Annotated in this window: 23 protein-coding genes; 10 read left to right on the top strand and 13 right to left on the bottom strand. The window is 72.5% G+C overall.

What is annotated here, in order from left to right:
• Positions 1 to 98: 98 nt before the first annotated feature.
• Both MTP10_RS27915 and MTP10_RS27910 read right to left on the bottom strand, forming a co-directional pair.
• On the bottom strand, positions 99 to 680 hold the full coding sequence (locus MTP10_RS27915) for a dihydrofolate reductase family protein (protein ID WP_310712664.1): 582 nt from the start codon (positions 678 to 680) through the stop codon (positions 99 to 101).
• Positions 681 to 825: 145 nt separating this feature from the next.
• A complete protein-coding gene (locus tag MTP10_RS27910; protein WP_310712663.1) occupies positions 826 to 1,482 on the bottom strand; it encodes a CBS domain-containing protein in 657 nt (218 codons plus the stop codon).
• Positions 1,483 to 1,698: 216 nt separating this feature from the next.
• Between MTP10_RS27910 and MTP10_RS27905 the strand changes: the two genes are divergently transcribed.
• Complete coding sequence (locus tag MTP10_RS27905; RefSeq protein ID WP_310712662.1) at positions 1,699 to 2,349, top strand: pyridoxamine 5'-phosphate oxidase family protein; 651 nt, start codon at positions 1,699 to 1,701, stop codon at positions 2,347 to 2,349.
• A gap of 188 nt (positions 2,350 to 2,537) precedes the next feature.
• Here the strand turns inward: MTP10_RS27905 and MTP10_RS27900 are convergent, their stop codons facing one another.
• Positions 2,538 to 3,017: an Rrf2 family transcriptional regulator gene (locus tag MTP10_RS27900; protein ID WP_310712661.1), complete on the bottom strand. Its 480-nt coding sequence runs from the start codon at positions 3,015 to 3,017 to the stop codon at positions 2,538 to 2,540.
• Between the two features lie 85 nt (positions 3,018 to 3,102).
• On the opposite strand from MTP10_RS27900, the gene MTP10_RS27895 reads away from it, so the two are divergent.
• Positions 3,103 to 4,293, top strand: coding sequence for an MFS transporter (locus tag MTP10_RS27895; RefSeq protein ID WP_310712660.1), 1,191 nt, complete (start codon positions 3,103 to 3,105; stop codon positions 4,291 to 4,293).
• A 235-nt stretch (positions 4,294 to 4,528) separates the two neighbouring features.
• On the opposite strand, the gene MTP10_RS27890 is transcribed toward MTP10_RS27895, so the two are convergent.
• The 3 genes from MTP10_RS27890 to MTP10_RS27880 form a co-directional block, all read right to left on the bottom strand.
• A complete protein-coding gene (locus MTP10_RS27890; RefSeq protein ID WP_310712659.1) occupies positions 4,529 to 5,023 on the bottom strand; it encodes a CBS domain-containing protein in 495 nt (164 codons plus the stop codon).
• A complete protein-coding gene (locus MTP10_RS27885; RefSeq protein ID WP_310712658.1) occupies positions 5,005 to 5,859 on the bottom strand; it encodes a universal stress protein in 855 nt (284 codons plus the stop codon). The genes MTP10_RS27890 and MTP10_RS27885 overlap by 19 nt, the downstream gene beginning before the upstream one ends.
• 104 nt (positions 5,860 to 5,963) lie before the next feature.
• Positions 5,964 to 6,095 (bottom strand): respiratory nitrate reductase subunit gamma, encoded by a 132-nt coding sequence (locus tag MTP10_RS27880; RefSeq protein ID WP_397334526.1) that lies wholly within the window; start codon positions 6,093 to 6,095, stop codon positions 5,964 to 5,966.
• 114 nt (positions 6,096 to 6,209) lie between these two features.
• Here MTP10_RS27880 and MTP10_RS27875 point away from each other — a divergent pair, with 114 nt between their 5' ends.
• A complete protein-coding gene (locus tag MTP10_RS27875) occupies positions 6,210 to 6,269 on the top strand; it encodes a hypothetical protein (RefSeq protein WP_397334525.1) in 60 nt (19 codons plus the stop codon).
• A gap of 198 nt (positions 6,270 to 6,467) precedes the next feature.
• Here the strand turns inward: MTP10_RS27875 and MTP10_RS27870 are convergent, their stop codons facing one another.
• Together MTP10_RS27870 and MTP10_RS27865 are read right to left on the bottom strand one after the other, a co-directional pair.
• Positions 6,468 to 7,118 carry a pyridoxamine 5'-phosphate oxidase family protein gene (locus MTP10_RS27870; protein WP_310712657.1) on the bottom strand — a complete coding sequence of 217 codons (651 nt, stop codon included), beginning with the start codon at positions 7,116 to 7,118 and terminating at the stop codon, positions 6,468 to 6,470.
• 214 nt (positions 7,119 to 7,332) lie between these two features.
• Positions 7,333 to 8,049 carry a hypothetical protein gene (locus MTP10_RS27865; RefSeq protein WP_310712656.1) on the bottom strand — a complete coding sequence of 239 codons (717 nt, stop codon included), beginning with the start codon at positions 8,047 to 8,049 and terminating at the stop codon, positions 7,333 to 7,335.
• A 201-nt stretch (positions 8,050 to 8,250) separates the two neighbouring features.
• Here MTP10_RS27865 and MTP10_RS27860 point away from each other — a divergent pair, with 201 nt between their 5' ends.
• From MTP10_RS27860 to MTP10_RS27835, 6 genes are all read left to right on the top strand, one after another.
• Positions 8,251 to 9,504, top strand: coding sequence for a SpoIIE family protein phosphatase (locus MTP10_RS27860; protein WP_310712655.1), 1,254 nt, complete (start codon positions 8,251 to 8,253; stop codon positions 9,502 to 9,504).
• An 80-nt stretch (positions 9,505 to 9,584) separates the two neighbouring features.
• Positions 9,585 to 12,962, top strand: coding sequence for an AAA family ATPase (locus MTP10_RS27855; protein ID WP_310712654.1), 3,378 nt, complete (start codon positions 9,585 to 9,587; stop codon positions 12,960 to 12,962).
• A gap of 102 nt (positions 12,963 to 13,064) precedes the next feature.
• A complete protein-coding gene (locus tag MTP10_RS27850) occupies positions 13,065 to 14,009 on the top strand; it encodes a hypothetical protein (protein WP_310712653.1) in 945 nt (314 codons plus the stop codon).
• 51 nt (positions 14,010 to 14,060) lie between these two features.
• Positions 14,061 to 14,828 carry a hypothetical protein gene (locus tag MTP10_RS27845; protein WP_310712652.1) on the top strand — a complete coding sequence of 256 codons (768 nt, stop codon included), beginning with the start codon at positions 14,061 to 14,063 and terminating at the stop codon, positions 14,826 to 14,828.
• A gap of 264 nt (positions 14,829 to 15,092) precedes the next feature.
• Positions 15,093 to 16,814, top strand: coding sequence for an ABC transporter ATP-binding protein (locus MTP10_RS27840; RefSeq protein ID WP_310712651.1), 1,722 nt, complete (start codon positions 15,093 to 15,095; stop codon positions 16,812 to 16,814).
• Entirely contained in the window at positions 16,811 to 18,694 is a 1,884-nt protein-coding gene (locus MTP10_RS27835; protein ID WP_310712650.1) for an ABC transporter ATP-binding protein, read from the top strand. Before MTP10_RS27840 ends, MTP10_RS27835 begins: the two co-directional genes overlap by 4 nt.
• Before the next feature lie 281 nt (positions 18,695 to 18,975).
• On the opposite strand, the gene MTP10_RS27830 is transcribed toward MTP10_RS27835, so the two are convergent.
• The 4 genes from MTP10_RS27830 to MTP10_RS27815 form a co-directional block, all read right to left on the bottom strand.
• Positions 18,976 to 19,281, bottom strand: a complete 306-nt coding sequence (locus tag MTP10_RS27830; RefSeq protein ID WP_310712649.1) for a hypothetical protein — start codon at positions 19,279 to 19,281, stop codon at positions 18,976 to 18,978.
• A gap of 78 nt (positions 19,282 to 19,359) precedes the next feature.
• Positions 19,360 to 19,755, bottom strand: coding sequence for a DUF202 domain-containing protein (locus tag MTP10_RS27825; protein ID WP_310712648.1), 396 nt, complete (start codon positions 19,753 to 19,755; stop codon positions 19,360 to 19,362).
• A 16-nt stretch (positions 19,756 to 19,771) separates the two neighbouring features.
• The gene (locus MTP10_RS27820) at positions 19,772 to 20,098 is read right to left on the bottom strand and encodes a DUF202 domain-containing protein (protein WP_310712647.1); all 327 of its coding nucleotides are present in this window, start codon (positions 20,096 to 20,098) and stop codon (positions 19,772 to 19,774) included.
• A 56-nt stretch (positions 20,099 to 20,154) separates the two neighbouring features.
• On the bottom strand, positions 20,155 to 20,541 hold the full coding sequence (locus tag MTP10_RS27815) for a hypothetical protein (RefSeq protein WP_310712646.1): 387 nt from the start codon (positions 20,539 to 20,541) through the stop codon (positions 20,155 to 20,157).
• A gap of 282 nt (positions 20,542 to 20,823) precedes the next feature.
• Between MTP10_RS27815 and MTP10_RS27810 the strand changes: the two genes are divergently transcribed.
• Complete coding sequence (locus MTP10_RS27810; RefSeq protein ID WP_310712645.1) at positions 20,824 to 21,081, top strand: UBP-type zinc finger domain-containing protein; 258 nt, start codon at positions 20,824 to 20,826, stop codon at positions 21,079 to 21,081.
• Here MTP10_RS27810 and MTP10_RS27805 read toward each other — a convergent pair whose 3' ends face one another.
• Complete coding sequence (locus tag MTP10_RS27805) at positions 21,082 to 22,653, bottom strand: Na+/H+ antiporter (RefSeq protein ID WP_310712644.1); 1,572 nt, start codon at positions 22,651 to 22,653, stop codon at positions 21,082 to 21,084.
• Positions 22,654 to 22,674 lie beyond the last annotated feature (21 nt).

Here is a 22,674-nt window from a genome sequence, read left to right as displayed (position 1 = left end):
GGACGGGACCCGCGGGGCAGGGCCGAAGGTCCCGGAGGCGGGGGCCGTGCGCCCCCGCCTCCGCGGCCGGCCGGACCGGCGCTGAGCGGCGCCCGTGCCTACCCGGCCTCCGGCTCGGACCCGGCGGGCACGTACTGGAGCAGGACCGTGCGGCCGTCGAGCGTGCGCGTCCCGGTCAGGCGCAGGCCGGCCCGCTCCTTCCGCAGGGGGAGCAGCGGCCGGGCGCCGCCGAGCACGACCGGGTGCACCACGACGTGGTACTCGTCGATCAGGCCCAGCCGCGCCAGCTCGCCCGGCAGCCCCGAACCTCCGAGGAGCAGCAGGTCCTTGCCGGGCTGCCGCTTGAGCGCGGTGACCTCCTCGGCGAGGTTCGCGCTGACGATCCGGGTGTTCCAGCCGGCCTTGTCCAGCGTGGTGGAGAAGACGACCTTCGGCATGGCCCGCCAGAGCGGGGCGAACTTCAGGTCGTGCTCGTCGTCGGAGTGCTGCTCGGCGTCGGGCCAGTAGCCGGACATGACCTCCCACACCCCGCGCCCGTACAGGAAGGTGTCGACGCGGGCGGTCAGCTCGTCGGAGAAGCCGAACAGCTCCGGCCCCACGGCCGGCCAGTCGAACTCGCCGTCGGGGCCGTCGATGTGGCCGTCGAGCGAGGTGTGGACGAAGTAGAGGATCTTCCGCATGGCGCAGGCTCCTTGATGCCGGTGTGGTCGCCGTCCGGGTGTGTCACCCTGCCGGCCTTTCACCGCTTGGTCGGAGCCGTCCGCGGGTTCTTGGCATGCCCGCGACCCTGTTTCCAAGATTTTTCTCGTACGCCGCCGCGGCCGGTCAGAGGAGCGGCGGCACGATGAGGACGTCCTCCTGGTCGTGCTCCACCTCGCAGACGACGTCCACCACGCCCTCGACGCCGCGGATGGTCTCCGCCAGCGCGATGGCCTGCGACCTGCGCCGGCACCTGCCGCGGACGGTGACCACGCCGTCCTCGATCTCGATCGCGTACGCCGCCAGGTCCGGCACCTGGTCCCTGATGCCGGCCAGCAGCTCGTCCGCCGGGCGGGTGAAGACGCGCAGCACGTCGCGCTGGTGCAGGGTGCCGACGACGCGCCCGCTGACCGGGTCGATCACGGGGAGCTGCTTGACGCGCCGGTCGCGCATCAGCCGCGCCGCGTCGCGCAGGGGCATGCCGGGGGTGACGGTGATCGCCGGAGAGCTCATGAGCTGGGCCGCCGTGACCCCGGCCGCCTTGTGGTGATCGCGGTGCTGCCTGCGCGACTCGAACATCGAGACGCTGTGCCGCAGCGGGTCGCTCTCCTTCAGCAGCAGGTCGTCCTCCGACACCACGCCCACGGGCCGCCGGTCGGCGTCGATCACGGTGACCGCCCCGACAGCGAACCGCTTCATCGCGCCGATGATCTCGCTGAACGACGCGTCCTCCAGGACGGCGATGGCCACGCGGCCCATGACGTCCTTGACTTCCATTGCCATGGTGTCCACCTCTCTTCCTCCTCCCACGCTCCTCCCCTCCCCCGCCGCCGGGCAGCGGCGAACGTCCCGCCGCACCGGACCGAAGGTCCCCGGCGCCCCGGCCCGGCGGGCGGCGGATGTCTCAGGCGCCGGGTGGCGGGGTACCGTCCCCGGCACGGCCGCCGCGCGGACGGCGACGGGCGCCGGCTCGCGTGGTGACCGACAGGGAGGACGGCCATGACCGGCGATCTCGGACGCCGCATCATCTACTACCGCGAGCAGCGCGGGCTGACGCGCGAGCAGCTCGCCGAGCGCGCCGGGATGGCGCCCGGCTACGTCGAGTACGTCGAGCAGCATCCCGACACGATCGGCACCGGCGCGCTGACCCGGCTGGCCGGGGCCCTGGGCGTCACCTCCGGCGACCTGCTGGGCGGCGGCGCGGACCGGCCGCCGGGCCCTGGCCCCGCCCAGGCGTCACCCACGCTGGAGAAGCTCGGCCGCGAGGAGTGCGTGCGCCTGATCTCGCCGGGCGGCATCGGCCGGGTGGCCTTCAGCGGTCCGGAGGGGCCGGCCGTGATGCCGGTCAACTATCGCCTGCTGGAGGGCGCCGTCCTGTTCCGCACGGCCCACGGCGGCCCGATGGACCGGGCGGTGCGCACGGGTGTGAAGGGGGTGGAGGTCAAGATCGGGTTCGAGGTGGACCAGATCGACGAGGCGCGGCGCGAGGGCTGGAGCGTGCTGGTGCAGGGCCCCGCCCACCTGGTCACGGAGGAGGAGCTGCCCGGGGTCACGGGGGCGGGGGTCACGCCGTGGGCGGGCGGCGAGCGCGAGCTCTACATCCGCATCGTCCCGCACCAGGTCACGGGCCGCCGCATCCACGGCCTCTGAACCCTCCCCGCGTCCAGCGGGCGCTCCCCTGTGGGCACCTCGCACGTAGGACAATCGAAACTCTCGACCGCGGCCGCCGGATCGGCAAGATCACTCATGTCGCAGAACCCACCGCCCGCGCTGTGGTGAGAACACGGTTGTGTGATGCTGCCGCACGAAATCACTCGAGGAATCGTATGGCCGGATCCCTAGCGTGCGGCGGCCAGCCATCGGCTGACAGCGGCCATCGCTGTCCCCTCACTGTCGGCGTCGATGCGGGCGGCGAGGTCGGCGATCGTGACCTGGCGTAGGGCGTCTGCCCATGCATCCTCGGCCGCGGCCATGGCGCGGGCGATCGCGCACGGCCGCTCGCATCGCTCGGCCGGGAGTGCGAGGGGGCCTCGCTGCCGGATTTCAGTGCACCGGTAGGCGGGCTCCTCGCCGTCGATGGCCCGCACCACCTCCAGCGCCGAGATCTGGGCGGCGGGCCGAGTCAGCTCATATCCGCCTACCTGGCCGGCCGTGGAGTGCACGATGCCGGCGCGCGAGAGCGCCTGCAGGTGCTTGGCCAGGTAAGCGGGAGGGGTGCCGTGCAGTTCGGCGAGCCGGGCCGCGGGGACGGGTTCGCGGCTCTGGCCGAGGGTGACGCAGCTGTGCAGCGCCCACTCCACCCCGTTGGACAGCTTCATAACCGCCAGCGTACCCAACTCGGACATCGTTTGTCCGAGTTGTGATAGAACTCGGATAGAAACTGTCCGAGATCATTGGAGTGTCATGACGTCGATCGCTTCGCCACCTGGCAAGCAGGTACTCGGGCTGGCAGGACTGGCTATGTTCGTGGCGGCGGCCAACCTGCGGCCGGCGATCGCCGCGGTCTCGCCGCTGGTGGACCGCATCCGCGCCGACCTGGATCTGACCGCGACCGGGGTGGCCCTGCTGACGACCGTTCCCACGCTGGCCATGGGGTTGTGCGCGCCTCTGGCCGCCGTGGCGGGCCGCCGGTTCGGGCTCCATCGCGGGGTGCTGCTCGGCATGATCGTCATTGCCGTGGCCACCGCCGCCCGCCTCGTCGGCGGATCCACCTGGCTGCAACTGAGCTGCGCGGCGGTCGTCGGCGCCGGGATCGCCATCGCCCAGACGCTGCTGCCCGCTGTCGTCAAGAGCCGCTTCGCCGACCGGGCGGGCCTGGCAACCGGCGTCTACACCGCAGGGCTCGGCGCGGGCGGCGCAGTCGCGGCCGGAGTCAGTGCGCCGCTGGCCGACTTCCTCGGCTCCTGGCCTGGGGCGCTGGCCTCCTGGTCGGTGCTCGCGTTGGCCGGGGTGGTGGCGTGGACGGCGTCCCGGCGCTCCCTGGCCCTGGACCGGGCGGCCGCCCCCGCGGGCCCGCTCACCACGGGGCTGCCCTGGCGTAGTGGTGTGGCCTGGCGGGTGACCGCGCTGTCGGCGGCCAACTCCGCCCTGTACTACTGCGAGCTGGCCTGGGTGGTGCCACTGCTCCAGGAGAACGGGCTCGGTGCCGGGGCCGGAATGCTGCTCACCGTGATGATCTGCATCCAGGTGGTGGCGATGCTGGCTGTACCGGCATTGCTCGGCGAACGGCGCGACCTGCGTGTGGGGCTCGCGCTGACGGCGGCGCTGACGGCACTCGGTTTCACCGGCCTGGCCCTTGCGCCCGCCACGGCGACGTGGCTGTGGATCCTCGCCTTGGGCGTCGGGCACGGTGGCCTGTTCACCCTGGTACTGACTGTGCCGGTAGCGGTCAGCCGCGACTCCGCTGATGCGGGCAGGCTCAGCGCGATGGCCTTCTTCGTCGGGTACGGCTGCGCCGCATTGGCTCCCATGCTCGTGGGCATCCTGCGCGACGCCATGGCGGATTTCCGCCTCGCCTTCGTGCTCCTGGCCGCGGCGGCCGCACTGACCATCGTGCCCATCACACGGCTCCGAACAGGGGTGGCGCATTCGTGACTCGGCTCGACCCTACTGAGATCATCGCCCTGTACCGCCGCTGCCATGCCGGCCGACCCTGGCCGCCTGGCGGAAGCCCTGCGACAGTCCTCCTTCAACGCATGGATCGAACGCGACCACGAAGCGCTGCCAGTTTACCTTCATAGCCGGGATTGTGGCCGTAGTTCCGGCCATGAAGGTATTCAACGCAGGTGCCGCCCCGAGGAGGGGCGTACGGGCTAGCCCCTGTCCGCGGTCACGGCCGGGGTGGGAGGACCGGCTCCAGGCGGAACATCCCAGTGATGACCTCCCCGGGAGCGTCCGAGACGTCGGTGCGGCCGGCGACGGCGTTCAGCACGTCCCTGGTCGTGATCAGGCCGACGAGGCCGCGCGCGGACACCACCGGCACCGCGTCGCAGCCCGCGTCCACCATGAGGCCGGCGATCCGCCGCAGCGTGTCGCCCGGGCCGACCCGGGGCCGGGGCTCGCGTCCCAGCATCGAGCCGACCTGGCGCACGGACTGTTCGGACGGCCCGCCGGACCAGGAGGCGGCCAGGTGCTCGCGCGACAGGATGCCGAGCACGTGCCGCCCGTCCACGATCGGCAGGTGGTGCACGCCGGCCCGGCGCATCAACTCCCAGGCCATCAGGGGCGACTCGTCGGGCGTGATGGTGACGAGCACGCGGCTCATCACCTGCTCGGCCGTGAGGGACGCGATGTCCCGGTCGGTGGTCATGTCCGTTCCCTCCATGTCCGCTCCTTGCGCGGCCGTACCACCGCGACGGGGCATGCCACGTGGTGCAGCACGCCGTGGCTGACGGACCCGAGCACGGCGGAGACGAACCCGCCCAGCCCGCGCGAGCCGATCACCACGAGGTCGGCGGTGAGCGCCGCCTTCATCAGGGCCGACACCGGGTGCTCGCACACCTGGTCGTCGACGATCCGTATGTCGGGGTTCTTCTCCCGCCAGGGCACGACCCGCTCGGCGGCCATGCGCACCTCCTGCTGGTACGCGTCCTGGATCAGGCCCCCGTACCCGGTGGCGTACGGGGAGTAGACCGGCATCTGCCAGGCGTAGAGCACGTGCAGTTGGGCGTTGCGCGCGCGGGCCTGCTCGACGGCGTACTCCATGGCGGCCTGCGAGTGCTCCGACCCGTCGTAGCCCACCACGACCTGGCCGTGCTGGACGACGGCGGTGCGGCGCACGACCACGACCGGGCAGGCGGCGTGGCCGGCGACGGCCATGCTCACGGAGCCGAGCACCATCCCGGCGAACCCGCCGAGGCCCCGGCTGCCCAGCACCATGCTCTCCGCCAGGATCGACTCGCCGACGAGGGCGTCGATCACGCCGCCGCTCAGCATGCCGCTGCTCACGTCGGCGTCCGGCGCGAGGGCCCGCGCCCGGTCGGCGGCGGTCTCCAGCATCGCGGAGCAGTACTCCGTGCTGCCCGCGGGCGGCCCCCACTGCTCGCAGACGTGTACGACGCGGAGCGCGAGCCCGCGGCGCCGCGCGTCGACGGCGGCCCATTCCACCGCCGCCGTCGACGGCGCGGACCCGTCCACGCCGACCACGATCCGTCCGGCCATAGCCCATCGCCTCCCGTCGGGACTCTCACCTCCAGCCTGGTCGCGGCCGGGGGAAAGCGCCCGGGGAAGAAGTCACCGATGCGAGGGTCATTGGTCCCATGCGGTCAGCCGGCCCAGCCGCGGCGCGCCGGGCGCGTCCCCGCGACGTCGTCGCGGGAGCGGTAGACGATGTGCGGCCGCGTCAGGTAGCCGACCGGCGCGGTGAGCATGTGCACCAGCCGGGTGAACGGCCAGATGGCTCACGCCCGAGCGCAGCCAGATCCGGACGGCTGACACCGCGTCTTCGTACTCCATGCGCACTCGGTTAGTTCCGACACAGGGAGTTCAACGGCGCGAGGAACCATGTCCGCCTGCTGGTCAACTACCCACCCAAGGTGGCGCTGTCCAGACTGGTCAACAGCCTCAAGTGAATGTCTTCCCGGCAAATGGGACAGAGTCCCCCGGACTGGCCGCCCATCACTACAGGGCCAACACGCTGTGGCCGGGCCCATACCTCGCCGGAAGCGTCGGCGAGGCTGCGATCAACGTCCTGCGCCAGTACATCGAGCAGCACGATGTCGGAGGACAGTGTGGTCAAGCTTCGAGGCGTGGGCTCGGAGGTACGGGCGTCAGTCGGTGGTGATGCGGCGGCCCGTCACGCGCGACGGCGTGATCCGCAGGTACTGCCGGCGATCGCCGCCCGCCCACGGCTGGACGCCCGTCGCGGCCACCGCCGCCTCCTCCTCGTCCGTGACGTGGTGCAGCGAGCCCTGCACGAGCACGCTCCACCCGCCGCCGGTCAGCTCCTCGACGCTGTCCACCTCGAAGGCGACCTTGTACTCGACGCCCTTCATGCCGGTGCGCAGGTCGGCGTCCGTCGTGCCGCCGGGGGTCGTGCGGAAGACGATCGCGCCGACGTCGGACAGGCGGTAGTTCACCGGCAGCACCGTCAGGCCGTAGCGGCCCTCGAAGGCGATGCGGCCCACCCCGCCCGGCGAGATGAGGCGCAGGCACTCCTTCTCGTCCAGCTCCACCAGGTCCGCGTCCGGCGCCGCGGCGCCCGCGCCGGCCGGCGCCTCGTCCAGCAGCTCACGCACGGTCGCGTCCAGCGCCGCGGCCAGCTTGGCGGCCGTCTCGCGCGCGGCCGCGCCGGACTGCTCCTCCAGGTAGCCGATGTACGCGGCCTCCACGCCCGCCCTTGTGGCCAGCTCCTCGCGGGTCAGGCCCAGCGACTCACGCCGCTCTGCGATCCGGCGTCCGAGGCTCCCGAGATCCGACATGTAGCTCTCCATCTCCACGGCCTGATGTCTTCCCTCGGCTCACGGTAACGGGCCGATGCTCCGGATCGTGGTCATGACGACGCCCTGGTGACCTTCGTCCCCGATACCGGTGACCTCCGTCCCACCTGCGCCGCGTTTGCCGCCTTTGCCGCCTTGCCGCCCGCGCCGCGGCGGGCGCGTCGCCGCGCCCGCCGCACCCTTCCGGCGTGCCCGGTCAGTGCCCCATCACCGGACGTGTGCCCGCGGCCCGGACGGGCAGGTGCTCGCGGATCAGCATGTAGCTCGCCACCAGTACCCAGATCGCCACGAGTATGGTCGGAACGAGCGACATCAGGGGCGCGTCCGGGGCGAGCGCCCTCGCCGTGCTGCCCACACCGAGCGCGGTCAGCAGCTTGATCGCCGCCACGACGATCGCGAACCAGGCCATCCACATCGGCAGCACATGCGTGCGCATGATCGCGGCGGCCGTCACCGCGAACGTCGCCGCCAGCGCGATGCCGCTGATCATGCTCATCACGGTCAGCGCGGTGTACGGGCCGGCCGCCAGGGCCAGCAGGGCACCGCGGTGCGTGGTGATGGCGTACGTGAGCCCGGCGAACAGCGACACTCCGAGGAACATGACCGTGGAGACGAGCACGTACCCCGCCAGGACCAGCGTCGGCGTGTCACTCGCGTCGTCGGCCCGGCGGAACGCCGTGGACAGCGCCACGCCGAACCACAGGAACAGCATCGTGGCGATCGCGTACAGCACCGACGCCGCCAGGACCTGGGTCCGGTACTCGAACAGGTATCCGGCGACGCTCGTCGCGGACTCGGCGACGCTCGGGGCGTTCCCCATGACCAGCCGGCCGATGAGCCCCACCACGATGGCGGCGATGCCGGCTATCCCGCCCCAGCGAAGCTCGTGACTCTCCTTCATCATCGATTTCATCGACGAACCACCCCCCATCCCATCTTCAGCGGCCCCCCAGACGGAACGCCAGGACGCGTCCACCAACCTTTGCTGTTTCTTTGGCGCCGCCGCCGCCGCTGGTCCGGTGGCCGACTCCGTCCGAGCCTCGCCCGCGAACATCAGTGTCAAAACCCCAGGACACCGGTAGAAAGGACGTCAAGGACTACGAGGAGTGAGCGGGTGCCGGACGACGGAGAGCGCATGCTGGGCGGCCTGGTCGCCGCTCACCACCTCGCCACGCTCGAGGACCTGACGCGCCTGGTCGCCGCGTACGCCGAGCCGGTGGGCTTCTCCGGTGTGCTCCTGTACGTCGCCGACCTCCAACAGCAGTACCTCGTCCCCCTGCCGGGCCAGCGGCACGAGGACGGCACGCCGTTGGAGCGCATCCGGGTCGACACCACCGTGGCCGGCCGCGCGTTCCGCTCGCTGGACGTGGTCCAGACCCGGCCCAGCAGCGGCCCGGCCGCGGCCGAGCCCGAGGCGGGGCAGGCGCCCGCCGCGCAGGAGCCGCGCCGGATGTACCTGCCGCTGCTCGACGGCACCGAACGGATCGGCGTGCTCGTCGTCACGGTGCCCCGCGACGACGAGCGCGTCCGGTGGCTGGCCTCCCAGCTCGCGGCCCTGACCGCGCTCATCATCGCCAACAAACGTGACACCAGCGACACGTACGCCCGGCTGGTGCGCGCCCAGCCGATGCAGCTCTCGGCCGAGATGCTGTGGACGCTGCTGCCGATCCGGACGTTCGCCACCCACCGGGTCGTGGTCACCGCCGCCCTCGAACCCGCCTATCTCGCGGGCGGTGACGCGTTCGACTACGCGGTGACCGGCGACAGCCTGCACCTGTCGATGTTCGACGCCATGGGGCACGACACCGCCGCGGGGCTGACCGCCACGATCGCGGTGGGCGCCTGCCGCAACACCCGCCGCGAGGACGCGGACCTCGTGTCCATCAGCGAGGCCGTGGACGGGGCCATCTTCGAGCAGTTCGGCGGCACCCAGTTCGCCACCGGGGTCCTGGCCACGCTGGACATGGGCACCGGGCTGCTCACCTGGGTCAACCGCGGCCACCACCCGCCGCTGGTGCTCCGCCACGGCCGCCTGGTCGCCACGCTGGAGACCGCCCCCGACCCGCCGATGGGCTTCCGTCTGGGTGCCATCCACCAGCCGGCCCGCTACCAGCTCGAACCCGGTGACAGGCTGCTTATCTACACCGACGGGGTGATCGAGGCGCGCAGCCCCAGCGGGGAGGTGTTCGGCCTGGAGCGGTTCGTGGACTTCGTCGTCCGCCGGGAGGCCGACGGCGTGCCGCCCCCCGAGACGCTGCGCCGGCTCATCCAGACACTCCTCGAGCACCAGCAGGACCGCCTCCAGGACGACGCCACGGTGCTGCTCGTCGAATGGCGCAGCCAGCGCGAGCGCGAGCTCCTCCCCTGACCACGGACATCGCCGACGGCCCTTACCCGGGAGTGGACAAGGTCCCATACTGACTCCTGACTTGATCGTCAGGAGGGTGGATGCTGTACGGACGCGCCCGCGAGCAGGCCCGGATCGACGCGTTGACGGCGGCGGCCCGGGCGGGCCAGGGCGGAGCCGTCATTGTCAGGGGCGAGACCGGCATCGGCAGGTCCGCGCTCCTGGACCACGCCGCCACCCATGCCACCGGCTTCCTGCTGCTGCGGGCGACCGGAGTCGAGCCGGAGAGCGAGCTGCCGTTCGCGGCCCTGTACCCGCTGCTCCACCCGGTGCTCGCCCACGCCGGTCGGCTGCCCGCCGACCGGGCGGAGGCGCTGCGCGAGGCGGTGAAGGCCGCGCCGCCCGAGGCGCCGGATCGGTCCCGGACACGGCTCGTGGGGCTGGCCGTACTGGACCTGCTGGCGGACGTGGCGGCCGAGGCGCCGGTGTTGTGCCTGGTGGACGACGCCCACTGGCTGGACCGGGCGTCGGCGGAGGCGTTGCTGTTCGCGGCCAGGCGACTGGGCGGGGAGCGCGTCGCCATGATCCTCGCCGCCCGCGACGACGTACCCAGCCGTACGCACCCGGCGCCCGCCCCCAGACCCACGGACGGAACGGCGGCCGGGACCTTCCCCGCACTCCGGTCCGGCACCGGCACCTTGACCGGGGCCGGCACCTTGACCGGCACCGGGGTCGAGGAGCTGTGGCCGGCCGGACTCGACATGACGGCGGCCGGCGAGCTCCTCGCCGCCCGCGCGCCCGGCCTCCCCTCCCAGGTACGCCACCGGGTGGCCGAGGAGGCCGCCGGAAACCCGCTGGCGCTGGTCGAGCTCGCGGCCGCCCTCACCCCGGAGCAGCAGGCCGGCCGGCTGGGCCCACTGCCCCTGCCCTGCGAGTGCGGCCCCCTGTCCGGCCGGGTTCGGGCCACGTTCGAGACGCCCGTCCACCGCCTCCCCGAAGCCACCCGGGCAGCGCTGCTCGTGGCGGCGGCCGACGACACGGGCGACCTCGACGTCATCCTGCGCGCCGCCGCCCGCCTCGGCGCCACGCCCGCCGACCTCGAACCCGCCGAACGCGACGAGCTGGTGCGGCTCTCGGCCACAGGGCTGACCTTCCGTCACCCGCTGTTCCGCAGCGCGGCCTACCGAACGGCACCGTACTTCCGCCGGGTGGCGGCGCACCGGGCACTGGCGGACGCGCTGGAAGGCGAGGCGCACACGACCCGCCGCGCCTGGCACCACGCCACCGTCACCGCAGGCCCCGAGGACTCCCTGGCCACCGCCCTCCACAACGCCGCCCTCCACCTCTTCCCCCACGCCGCCGACCCGCCGGCCATCGCTCCGTACGAGCGGCATGCGGACGGGACGCTCACGGACGAGCGGCACGCGGAGGGGACGCTCACGGGCGAGACTCACACGGCGAGCGCCCTGGGTGACGGAACGCTCGGGGCTCGGGCGTCCGGGGAGGGGGTGCCCGTGGTCGTGGCTTCCGTCGCGTACGAGCGGGCGGGCGAGCTGAGTGCGGAGCCGGGCCGGTCGGCGGAGAGGTTGGTGGCCGCGGCGGAGCTGGCGTTGCAGGCAGGGCTCACCGGGCGTTCCGCCGCCCTGGCCGACAGAGCCGCGGCACTCCCCTCCGCCCCGGCCACCCGCGCCCGCCTCGCCGCTGTGCGCGCGGGCATCGAGAGTGTCCACGGCCGCCCCGAGGCGGCAGCCCGCATCCTGCTGACCGGCGCCCATCACGCCCTCGCCGCCGAGACGGCACCGACGCAGCAGAAGAAGTCGGCGACCACCCGGCCGGCCCCCCGCACACCACCGGAACCCGCGTCCCCCGATGGGCCGACGACGGGTCAGGTGCCGGCGGTGGAGCGCGGGCCGCAGGAGGATGGCGTGTCCGCTGTGGGCGCGCCGGTGGTGAGGCCGGCCGCAATGCGGTCGCCGGCGGTGCGGTTGCTCGCGGATGCGGTGCGGGAGGCCTCCTCCGCATGTCACGGGGTGCTCGCCGACGCCGCCGCCACCCGCCTGGCCGCGCTCACCACGCACCCGGCGGCCGGGACAGCAGCCGGCCCGCACCGCGACATCGCGGGAGTGTTCGCCGCCGGAATGGAAGTGATGGGGCGGATGGTGGCCGGGCGGGCGGCGACGGACCTCTCCCCTGTGCGTGCGGCGCTCCGGTCGGTACAGGTCTCCTCCGCGGACCACCCGGACTTGCTCGCCCCGGCCGCGTGGATGGGCGTCGCCTCGGGGGACGAGGTCGTGGGCCGCGAGCTGGCCGTCCTGCTCACCGAGCGGTGCCGCCGCCACGGGCTGATCGGTGTCCTCCCGGAGGCCCTGACCCTGCTCGCCCAGGCCGAGCTGTCAGCAGGCCGGCACGGTGAGGCGGAGGCGGCGGCCCGCGAAGGGCTTCGTGCGGCGTCCGCCGTCCGGCAGCCGTACCGGGCCGCCCACCTCCACGCCCTGCTCGCCTGGCTGGCCGCCGTGAACGGCGACGAGGACCGCTGCCGCCGGCTGACCACGCCGGCAGGGGCCGTCCCGGCTCTCCTTGCGGTGGACGGCCACACCGCCACCCTGTCCGGCGAAGCCGCCTGTGCCACCCGCGTCCCTCACCTGGCCGAACTCGCTCAGGTCGCCGAGGGAGCTGGGGCCGCTCAGGCTGTCGGGACGTGGGCATGGGGGCTGCTGGAGCTGGGGCTGGGGCGGCCGCGGCCGGCCGTCGAACGGCTGGCGGCTCTGTGGTCCGGCGCCTGCCACCATCCGCTCGTCGCGCTCCACGCCGTGCCCGACCTGGTGGAGGCCGCCGTACGGGCCGGGCTGCGCGAGCCGGCCGAGGAGCCGGCGGCCAGGTACGCGGACTGGGCCGCCGCCTCCGGCCGTCCTTGGGCCAGAGCGGTGGCCGCGCGGTTGGAGGGTCTGCTGGCCCACGACGACGAGGCGGGCCGGCACTACGCCAGGGCCGTCGCCATCCCGGCGGGGCAGCCGTTCCAGCAGGCACGGACCGAGTTGCTGTACGGAGAGTGGCTGCGGCGCGCGCACCGGCGGTCGGAGGCGCGGCGGTACCTGCGTGCGGCGTTCGAGACGTTCGGCGCGCTGGGCGCCACGCCCTGGGCACGCCGGGCGGGCGGCGAGCTCCAGGCCACGACCGAGCCGGCCCGCCGCCGCGGAAATCTTCCGGGGTTGCTCGGGCGGCTCACCCCGCAGGAACGGCAGGTGGTGCGGCTGGCCGCTGCCGGGCTCTCGAACCGGCAGATCGGTGCGCGTCTCCTCCTCAGCCCCCGCACCGTCGGGCATCACCTGTACAAGGCGTTCCCCAAGCTCGGCGTCGCCTCCCGGGGGCAGCTCGCCGAGCTCGGCATCCTCGCCGAGCCGGAGCCGCCGGCGGAGCTCGGCCCGTTCGCCGCGCTCGACGGGCCGGACCGACTTAGCCGCGTGACCGGGCCGACTTAGCCGGCGCTCCGGAACGTCCCTGAGCCGAGGATCTGACGGCCGATTCGCGCATGATCGCCCGCGCTCTACCGTGCTTGCGATCCCATGGAACGGAGTGCGTGGATGCACAGACTCCTCAGGTGCGGCCTGGCCGCGATCATGTCCTCGGTCGTGGCCGCGGCGGCGCTGGCCGTCACCGCGCCGCCCGCCTCGGCGGCGCCCTCGCGCGGCGACGGGCAACGGGTGACCCTGCTGGTGCACGGGTTCGACCGCGAAGCCGACACCAACTGCGCGAGCTCCTGGAAGAACGCGCGGGACCTGCTCCTCGCCAACGGGTGGACCGACGTCCGCACCTTCGGCTACTACAACAAGAGCACGAACTGCGACATCAAGTTCAACGGCACCACGGACACCCGCATCCAGGAGATCGGCCGCCAGCTCGCCTGGACCGTCTACTCCTCCTACTCCAGCCAGGGCGTCCCGGTGGACATCATGGCGCACTCCATGGGCGGTCTCATCGCCAAGGCCGCCATCGAGGGGGTCAACAGGTACGGCGTGGCGGCCGCCGCCCCCGACATCGACGCCGTGTCGATGGACGCCCAGAGCGTCGGGGCGACGGCCGTGCCCAGCGGCTGGCCCCCGTACCTGTACATCGAGGACATCGTCACCCTGGCCACCCCGCACAAGGGCATCGACACGGCGCTGGTGGACGTGTGCAGCCTCACCCACGAGCAGTGCAGCGACATGCGGGACGGCAGCGGCTTCCTGAAGTGGCTGGGCGCCCAGCCGCCCTCGCAGATGGGGACGGACTACACCTTCCTCGCGTCGTCGTACGACGACACGGTCGCGAAGGGCTCGGCCACGAACGGCAACACCGCCCACCACTGGGCCCTCTACACCAAGAACGCGGACGGCGGGACCCTGAGCCACACGGCGATGCGGACGACCGCGACCGGCGAGTGGCAGGCCTCCTGGGGCGGCTCCAAGACCGCGTCCGGCTCGGGCAGCACCTACGCCCCGCCGCTGGTGCGGGCCATGGAGGCCCTGTTCAGCCATGAGGGCGCCTGACGCGGGACCACAGAGGACAACCAGAAGCGGTTCTGAGGTGTCCTACCTGCCATGAAAGCGAACTTCCCGGTCAAGCTGCTGGCGGCGGTCGCCCTGACCGCCGCCTGCGGCGCCGTGACCACCCCCGCCTACGCGTACGCCCCGACGACCTCACACAGCCCCGTGACCTCAGGCAGGGCCGTGACCTCGGACGGGGCCGACGCTCCCCGGCTGGTCGTCGACCGAGGCCGGCGGGGGCCGTGCCGGTGGTCCGTCGCCTACCCGGAGTACCGCGGCGCGGACGCGCTCACCGCGGCTCTGCGCAAGGACACGCGGGCCCGCCGCGACGCCTTCCTCAAGGGCGCCACCGCACGCTTCTGCCCCGAGGGCGACCGGCTGACCGTCTCCCCCACGACCCTGGCGGCCTCCGGCGACGTGGTGGGCGTCCGGCTGACCACCCGGGTCGAGGCGGCCGGCGACGGCACCACCACCCGGACGTACTGGTACGACGGCAGGACCCACAGAGTCGGCACGCTCCGGCTGCTGCGCCCCGGCGCGGTCGCCGAGCTGGGGACGCTGGTGAAGCGGAAGCTGACGGGCCGCCAGGGCATCGAGGCCGCCCGGCTGGACGCCGCCCTCCGTTCCCCCGCGACGGGGCTGACGGACGTCGCCTTCACCCGGAGCGGGGCCCTGCGGGTGCACTTCGACCGGGACACGGTGGCGGTGCCGCCCGCCGGGGCGATCGAGGTGACGATCGGCGCGGCGGACGTCACGCCGCTGCTGTCGGACTTCGGCCGCCGCGCCCGGCACCGTACGACAACCTCAGCCGGGGGGCGCTGAGCCGGAGGAGAGGCCACTCCCTCAGCCATCGGATGCTCAAAAACAGTAACCATGGCGATATGTCAGGTCCGATTCGGTTGGGGGGAGAAGGGCGGGAAAGCCGAGCCAGGCGGCCGTGACGGCGCCGCTGACCCGCCAGCGTGGCGGACCGAAAATGGGTTGATCCCACGTATTAGCCTGGTAGGGATGCCTCCCGATACACGTTCACCCCGCCGTCCGCTGCCCTTCTCACTCCCAGCCCTGTCGTCCCACGCCCTGTGGCGGATGAAGTCCTACCTCCGTCCGTACGTGGGCAAGCTGGTGTTCATCTGGCTCGTCGCGGTCCTGTCGATCGCCGCCAGCATCACGCTGCCGCTCATCGGCAAGGAGGTCGTCGACGGCCCCGTGCTCAGCGGCGACACCGGCGCTCTGCTGCCCCTCGGCCTGCTCGCGCTGGGCGTCGGCGCGGCCGAGGCGCTGCTGATCTTCCTGCGGCGCTGGACCCAGATCGGTCCCGTGCTCGGCCTGGAGACCCGCATCCGCGACGACCTGTACGCGCACCTGCAGCGCCTGCCGATGGCCTTCCACGGCGAGTGGCAGTCGGGTCAGCTCCTGTCCCGCGCCACCACCGACCTGTCGACGATCCGCCGCTTCCTCGGCTTCGGCATGCTCTTCCTGGTCATGAACATCCTTCAGCTCATCACCGTCACGGTGCTGCTGCTGAACATGTACTGGCCGCTGGGGCTCCTCGTGGCCGCCTCCGCCGTTCCGATCGTGCTGGTGTCGAACCGCTTCGAGAAGCGCTACATCAAGATCTCCCGGCAGGTGCAGGACGAGCAGGGCGACCTCGCCACGCTCGTCGAGGAGTCGGCCATCGGCATCCGCACCATCAAGGCGTTCGGCCGCCGCCACCACGTCTACGAGCGCTACGACGACGCCGCGCTCAAGGTGTACCGCACGTCGATGGACAAGGTGCGGCTGTCGGCCCGGTTCTTCACCTTCCTGGAGATGATCCCGAACTTCACGCTGGCGCTGGTGCTGCTGCTGGGCGCGCTGGCCGTGGGCTCGGGCGTGCTGACGCTGGGCACGCTGGTCGCCTTCATCACGATGATGCTCCAGCTCGTCTGGCCGATCGCCAGCCTCGGTTACATCCTGGCGATGGCGCAGGAGGCGATGACCTCCGCCGACCGGGTCATGGAGGTCATGGACACGAAGCCGGCCATCGAGGGCGGCACGCGGGTGATCGAGAACCCGCGTGGCCACCTGCGGTTCGAGGGCGTGGAGTTCCGCTTCCCCGGCGAGGCGCAGCCGGTCCTGCGTGACCTGTGGCTGGAGGTGCGGCCCGGCGAGACCGTCGCCGTGGTCGGCGCCACCGGCTCGGGCAAGACGACCCTCACCTCGATGGTGCCGCGGCTCGTCGACCCGACCGCCGGGCGCGTCACCATCGACGGGCACGACGTGCGCGACCTGACGCTGCCCGCGCTGCGCGAGGTGGTGGCCACGGCCTTCGAGGAGCCGACGCTGTTCTCGATGAGCGTGCGCGAGAACCTCACGCTCGGCCGCCACGACGCCACCGAGGAGGAGCTGGACGACGCCATCCGCACGGCGCAGGCGATGTTCGTCCACGACCTGCCGTGGGGCCTCGACACCCGCATCGGCGAGCAGGGCATGTCGCTGTCCGGCGGGCAGCGGCAGCGGCTCGCGCTGGCCAGGGCCGTGCTGAGCAGGCCGCGGATCCTCGTGCTCGACGACACGCTCTCGGCCCTGGACGTCGAGACGGAGGCACTCGTCGAGCAGGCGCTGCGGCACGTGCTGCGCGACGCGACCGGCATCGTGGTGGCGCACCGCGCCTCGACCGTGCTGCTGGCCGACAAGGTCGCGCTGCTGTCGGGCGGCACGATCACGCACGTCGGCCGGCACCACGAGCTGCTGGCCGAGGTACCCGCCTACCGCGAGCTGCTGGCCCAGGACGCCGACCTCGACCCGTCCGAAGGAGCGCTGCGATGACCGCCCCGGCGACCGGTCCGGCGACCACCCCCACCTCCCCCGAGCCCCCGGAGCCCCCGGAATCCAAGGGGTCCGACTGGCGCGGGGTCGCCTCCGAGGACCAGGACGAGCTGTCCGAGAAGGTGTCGGTGCTGCTGCGCGCCCGCTCGCGCCGGCTGCTCGGCGGCCTGCTGTCGCCCCACCGCAAGGCGATCGCGCTGCTCACCGGCATCATCGTCGTCTCCAACCTGTGCGGCCTGGCCATCCCGTACCTGGTGAAGGTGGGCATCGACGCGGGCATCCCGCCGATGCTCAAGGGGACCGGCCCCGGCACGCTGCTGACCGTCGTCGGCGTGATCCTGGCGGCGGCGGTCACGCAGGCGCTCACCCGGCAGGCGTTCCTGCAGCTGTCCGGAAAGATCGGGCAGGGCATCCTGCTGGAGCTGCGCAGGCGGGTGTTCGACCACTTCCAGCGGCTGTCGCTGAGCTTCCACGAGAAGTACACCTCCGGCCGCGTGATCTCCCGGCTGACCTCCGACATCGAGGCCATCGCCGAGCTGCTCCAGTCGGGCTTCGACAGCCTGGTCACCGCGGTCCTCACCCTGTTCGGCACGGCCGTGCTGCTGGTGGTGCTGGACGTGCACCTCGGCCTGGTGGCGTTGCTGCCGCTGCCCCTGCTGCTGCTGTTCACCCGCTGGTTCCGCCGCCAGTCGGCGATCGTGTACCGGCGCACCCGCGAGACCGTGGCGCTGGTGATCGTCCACTTCGTGGAGTCGATGACCGGCATCCGGGCGGTGCAGGCGTTCCGCCGCGAGCCGCGCAACCAGGAGATCTTCACCAAGCTCAACGACGACTACCGCGACGCCAACGCCCGCAGCATGCAGCTCATCGCGGTGTTCATGCCCGGTATCAAGCTCATCGGCAACCTGACCGTGGGTGGCGTGCTGCTCTACGGCGGCTGGCTGGCGCTGCACGGCGAGGTCACGGTCGGCGTGCTGGCCGCGTTCCTGCTGTACCTGCGCCAGTTCTACGAGCCGATGCAGGAGATCAGCCAGTTCTACAACACGCTCCAGTCGGCGGGCGCGGCGCTGGAGAAGCTGTCGGGCGTGCTGGAGGAGGAGCCGGGCGTGCCGGAGCCGCGCGACCCGGAGCCGCTGGCCGAGGCGCGCGGCGAGGTGCGCTTCGAGCACGTCAGGTTCGCCTACGTCGAGGAGATGCCGATCCTGCCGCGGCTCGACCTGACCATCCCGGCGGGCCAGAGCGTGGCGCTGGTCGGCGCGACCGGCGCGGGCAAGACGACGCTGGCCAAGCTCATCTCCCGCTTCTACGACCCGACCGGCGGCCAGGTGCTGCTCGACGGCGTGGACCTGCGCCGGCTGGACGAGCCGACGCTGCGCTCGGCCGTCGTCATGGTGACGCAGGAGAACTTCCTGTTCAGCGGTACGGTCGCCGACAACATCAGGTTCGGCCGGCCCGAGGCCACCGACCGGCAGGTACGCGAGGCGGCGCGAGCCATCGGCGCCCACGACTTCATCTCGGCGCTGCCCGAGGGCTACGACACCGAGGTCGGCAAGCGGGGCGGCCGGATGTCGGCGGGCCAGCGGCAGCTCGTGGCCTTCGCGCGGGCCTTCCTCGCCGACCCGGCGGTGCTGATCCTGGACGAGGCGACCTCCAGCCTGGACGTGCCCAGCGAGCGCCTGGTGCAGCGGGCGCTGCGGACCATCCTGGCCGACCGGACCGCGCTGATCATCGCGCACCGGCTCTCGACCGTCGAGATCGCCGACCGGGTGCTGGTGATGGAGCGGGGCGAGATCGTCGAGGACGGGCCACCGGACCGGCTCATCGCCGCGTCGGGCCGCTTCGCCGGGCTGCACCGGGCGTGGCTGGAGAGCCTGAGCTGACCGGCCGGGCCCGCGACACGGTGATGGAGAGGGCGCCCGCGCGCGCCACGGTTCCTCCCTCGCCAGGCGGCGGACGCGACGGCGCCGCCGCCACGGGTCCCGATGGGAACGCGAGCGCCATGTCGAGTCTCGGCCAGGCGCACACGCTGCGGCAAGACGCGGCTTGTGACACCTGGGGCCAGGAAATGCTCACCTGCTGTCACGTGACATGAGTCATCTTCACGTGTCCTCCGCCTCCGGGGACGGCCACGGGCCGCCGTTCCCGGAGACGGAGGGTCCCGTCAGTAGCGCGGCCGTTTGGGGACCGGGCTGAGCAGCGGCGTGTCGTCGGGCCGGGCCGGCTCCTGAGGCGGAATGAGCTCCGGATGGTGCCCGAGGTACCCCTCGGGGAACGTGGTGGCCTGCTGACAGTGGCAGCGTGGGCAGATCATGCCCTCCGTCGGCGGAGGCACGGCGACCCCGCCCTGCATCCAGACGACCCGTTCGTTGCCATGGCGGTCCTCGCCGTATCTGACGAGGTACTCCTCTTCCCACACGTGCCAGCAGCGACGGCACTCGAACGGAACCACTCTGCGCAGTTCTTCCATGGGTTCACCCCCTAGACCGAGTGTCATCCCGGAGGGGCATGTCCGGCAAGCCGTCCATAACGTCCCGACCTGGGACGATCACGCGGTGAGCACGAACGCGAACGCACCGGCCACGGCGCACAGCGTCCCCGCCCACGCCAGCAGGGCGTCCACCCGATCGTCGGTGGAACGGCCGCCGTGCAGCGCCGCCTGCACGCGCCGGAACCGCAGGCCGGTGCGCAGCAGCAGCACACCCCCGCAGAGGGCGGCCAGCGCGAACCCGATCGCGGTCATCACGGGCAGGGCGTGCCGCAGCGTCATTCCATGGCGCAGGGCCAGGCCGGCGGCGGCGAGCCCGCCCGTGGACAGCACCACGGCCGTGCGCACCCAGGCCAGCCGGGTGCGCTCGCTCTGCAGCCCCGAGTCCCAGATGTCGCCGAGGTCCACGCGGTCCGCGGACTCAGCGGGGTCGGACGGACGGTCAGGGCGTGACATGTCGGGGCGTGACATGTCAGGCCGCGACCACGATGCAGACCAGGGCGATCACGGCGACCGCGGTCACCCCGCACCCGAAGACGACCGCGAGGGCGGGCGGCGGCAGCGGCTCCTGCTTGCGCAGGGCGCGCTGGATGTTGCGCCAGCGCGGGTAGGCCATGCCGGCGGCCAGCGCGGACAGGGTGACCAGGACGATGGCCAGCAGGGTGCGCGCCCACGGCACGAAGACGCCTTCCGGCACCGCGGCCATGGCCACCCCGCCCGCGCTGAGGGCCAGCGCGGTGCTGAGCCACGTCAGGAAGGTGCGCTCGTTGGCGAGCGTGAAACGCGGATCAGGCTCCATACTGCGAAGCTAATTCGTCCCCATTCCCCCTAGAGAAGGCGGGGTTGGTGCACGGCTCAGCTACATGCCTTGGCGACCTTCTCCAGGTAGGCGGCCGTGTCGGTGCCGACCTTCTGGGCGGCGTCGACCGCGTCGTTCACGTTCTTGACGTCGATGCCGCCCAGCGTGCGCGCGAGGTCGTCGGTGGCCTCCTTCAGCGTCGTGTTGGCCGCCTTGTCGGCCACGTCGTTCAGCTTCTTGGAGGCGTCGTCGAGGGCCTTGTCCATCGCCTGGGGGTCGTCCTTGAGCTTGCCGATCTGGCTGCCCAGGTCGGCGACGATCTTGGGGGCCTCCAGGCACGCCTGGGTCTTGTCGATCGTCTGGTTGACCTCGGCGCACCCCGCGGTGACGACGAGGGCGGCGACGGCGGCGAGGGACGCGAACCGGGTCTTGAGGGGGCTCATACCGGTGACCCTACCCAACGCCCTCCCGCCGCGGCCGGACTCACAGCTCGGCGTGACAGGGACCGTCGAAGGTGTGCGCCCTGGCGGTGGGGCCGACGTAGAAGTCCTTGACGGTGGTCACGCCGGTCGGCGCCCTCCCTCGGGGCAGTGGTCCGCGGCACATCCGCGGTGTGCACGACGTCCACTGGCACATCCGCGATGTGCACCATGTCCACTGTCGCCCCGCCCTCAGCAAGGGGTGCGGAGACAGGAAAACAAGAGTGGAGTTCTAGGATTTCCCCTATGGCAACATGTGAACATCTTTCCCACGCCGGGGACCCGGCGGCCAGGACCCCGGACGGGTGCGAGGAGTGCCTGGCCACGGGCGGGCGGTGGGTGCACCTGCGCCGGTGCCTCGAATGCGGGCACATCGGCTGCTGCGACTCCTCGCCCAGCAAGCACGCGACCCAGCACTTTCACGTGGCGGCCCACCCGGTGGTCCAGTCGTTCGAGCCGGGCGAGCAGTGGCGGTGGGGCTACGTCGACAACCAGATGGGCTAGCTAACGCTCCAGGATGGCCTCCTCGAAGTCGAGCTGGGCCATCACCTCACGCATCACCTCGTCGTCCAGGCTGCGCTCGTCGCGCAGCCGGACGAAGACCTCCCGCTCCGCCTGCAGCATGTCGCGGCGCAGGCGCCGGTAGAGCGCGCTCGGCGTCTCCGCGCCGCCCTGCGCCGTGCCGCCGCCCAGCCGCTCCCAGGCGCTCAGCGAGCGCCGCCACGACTTCTCCTTGAGCTGGTCGATGACCTGCTTCTGGATCTCGTCCGGCTCGCCGTCGCCCTCCACCGCCCGGTCGAGCGCCTCCAGGCCCGCCGTGAGCGCCGCCTGCTGGGCGCTGGCCTCGGCCAGCGTGTCCTGGTAGCGCTCCTCCTCGCTGGACACGCGCAGCCGCCGGATCAGCGCCGGGAACGACAGCCCCTGCACCAGCAGCGTGCCGATCACGGTGGTGAACGTCAGGAACAGCAGCATCGTCCGGCCCGGCACGTCGGCGGGGATGGAGAACGCCGCGGCCAGCGACACCACGCCCCGCATACCGGCCCAGCCGACGATCACCACCTGCGGGGTCGGCAGGGTGCCCTCGCCACGTCCCAGCAGCCTCGGCACGTACGCCGCGGGCAGCATCCAGGCGAAGCGCACCAGCACCGTGGTCAGGAACACCACGACCGCGTACAGCACCAGCTCACCGGCGCCGTAGCCGCTGACGCCCCGCACCACCGTCACGAGCTGGAGGCCGATCAGCGCGAACACGATCGTCTCCAGGAAGAAGTCCGTGACCTTCCACACCGACGCGGACACCAGCCGCGTGCCGAAGCCGCGCAGGTGCATCTGGTTGCCCAGGTAGAGGCCGACGATCACCACCGAGATCACGCCGGAGGCGTGGACCGACTCCGCGATGAGATAGGCGGCGAACGGGATGAGCAGCATGAGCGTGTTCTCGACCAGCGAGTCGCGGGTGTGCCGGAACAACCAGGCGAACACGAACGCCAGCGCCAGCCCGATCCCCACCCCGGCCACCGCCGCGTACAGGAACTCGCCGGCCGCCACCGCCAGGTCCACGGTGCCGCCCACGGCCGCGCCGATGGCCACCCGGTAGGCGGTCAGGGCGGTCGCGTCGTTGAACAGGCTCTCGCCGATGAGGATTGTCAGCGGCCGGCGCGGCAGGCCCAGCCGCCGGCCCACGGCGACCGCCGCCACCGCGTCGGGCGGCGCGACGATCGCGCCCAGCGCGAACGCCGCCGCCAGCGGCAGCTCGGGCAGCAGCAGGTGCACGACCAGCCCGACGGCGGCCGTCGTGGCCAGCACCAGACCCACCGACAGCATCGCCACCGACCGCCGCACGTCGCGCAGCCGCAGGTACGAGCTGTCCAGCGCGGCCGAGTAGAGCAGCGGCGGCAGGAACACGAACAGCACCAGCTCGGGGTCCAGCGGCACGGCCGGGACCACCGGCGACACGATCAGCCCGGCCGCCACCAGCAGCAGCGGCGCCGGCCAGCCCTTGCGCCGCGCCACGGCGGCCACGGCCACCGCGCCGCCGGCGATGAGGAGCAGCTGGAGTCCCGTGGTCGCGTTCACCGGGCTCGGCCTGGGGAGGTC

The sequence above is a fragment of the Nonomuraea sp. 3-1Str genome (assembly GCF_031570565.1).
Taxonomy (GTDB): Bacteria; Actinomycetota; Actinomycetes; order Streptosporangiales; family Streptosporangiaceae; genus Nonomuraea.
The sequence above is the reverse complement of the archived record's forward strand: the minus strand, read 5'-3'. Positions and strand labels throughout refer to the sequence as shown.

Excerpts from the sequence above, each read along its gene's own strand:
- MTP10_RS27915 (WP_310712664.1), bottom strand. The coding sequence starts at position 680 with ATGCGGAAGATCCTCTACTTCGTCCACACCTCGCTCGACGGCCACATC.
- MTP10_RS27910 (WP_310712663.1), bottom strand. The coding sequence starts at position 1,482 with ATGGCAATGGAAGTCAAGGACGTCATGGGCCGCGTGGCCATCGCCGTC.
- MTP10_RS27905 (WP_310712662.1), top strand. The coding sequence starts at position 1,699 with ATGACCGGCGATCTCGGACGCCGCATCATCTACTACCGCGAGCAGCGC.
- MTP10_RS27900 (WP_310712661.1), bottom strand. The coding sequence starts at position 3,017 with ATGAAGCTGTCCAACGGGGTGGAGTGGGCGCTGCACAGCTGCGTCACC.
- MTP10_RS27895 (WP_310712660.1), top strand. The coding sequence starts at position 3,103 with ATGACGTCGATCGCTTCGCCACCTGGCAAGCAGGTACTCGGGCTGGCA.
- MTP10_RS27890 (WP_310712659.1), bottom strand. The coding sequence starts at position 5,023 with ATGGAGGGAACGGACATGACCACCGACCGGGACATCGCGTCCCTCACG.
- MTP10_RS27885 (WP_310712658.1), bottom strand. The coding sequence starts at position 5,859 with ATGGCCGGACGGATCGTGGTCGGCGTGGACGGGTCCGCGCCGTCGACG.
- MTP10_RS27870 (WP_310712657.1), bottom strand. The coding sequence starts at position 7,118 with ATGTCGGATCTCGGGAGCCTCGGACGCCGGATCGCAGAGCGGCGTGAG.
- MTP10_RS27865 (WP_310712656.1), bottom strand. The coding sequence starts at position 8,049 with ATGAAATCGATGATGAAGGAGAGTCACGAGCTTCGCTGGGGCGGGATA.
- MTP10_RS27855 (WP_310712654.1), top strand. The coding sequence starts at position 9,585 with ATGCTGTACGGACGCGCCCGCGAGCAGGCCCGGATCGACGCGTTGACG.
- MTP10_RS27850 (WP_310712653.1), top strand. The coding sequence starts at position 13,065 with ATGCACAGACTCCTCAGGTGCGGCCTGGCCGCGATCATGTCCTCGGTC.
- MTP10_RS27845 (WP_310712652.1), top strand. The coding sequence starts at position 14,061 with ATGAAAGCGAACTTCCCGGTCAAGCTGCTGGCGGCGGTCGCCCTGACC.
- MTP10_RS27840 (WP_310712651.1), top strand. The coding sequence starts at position 15,093 with ATGAAGTCCTACCTCCGTCCGTACGTGGGCAAGCTGGTGTTCATCTGG.
- MTP10_RS27835 (WP_310712650.1), top strand. The coding sequence starts at position 16,811 with ATGACCGCCCCGGCGACCGGTCCGGCGACCACCCCCACCTCCCCCGAG.
- MTP10_RS27830 (WP_310712649.1), bottom strand. The coding sequence starts at position 19,281 with ATGGAAGAACTGCGCAGAGTGGTTCCGTTCGAGTGCCGTCGCTGCTGG.
- MTP10_RS27825 (WP_310712648.1), bottom strand. The coding sequence starts at position 19,755 with ATGTCACGCCCTGACCGTCCGTCCGACCCCGCTGAGTCCGCGGACCGC.
- MTP10_RS27820 (WP_310712647.1), bottom strand. The coding sequence starts at position 20,098 with ATGGAGCCTGATCCGCGTTTCACGCTCGCCAACGAGCGCACCTTCCTG.
- MTP10_RS27815 (WP_310712646.1), bottom strand. The coding sequence starts at position 20,541 with ATGAGCCCCCTCAAGACCCGGTTCGCGTCCCTCGCCGCCGTCGCCGCC.
- MTP10_RS27810 (WP_310712645.1), top strand. The coding sequence starts at position 20,824 with ATGGCAACATGTGAACATCTTTCCCACGCCGGGGACCCGGCGGCCAGG.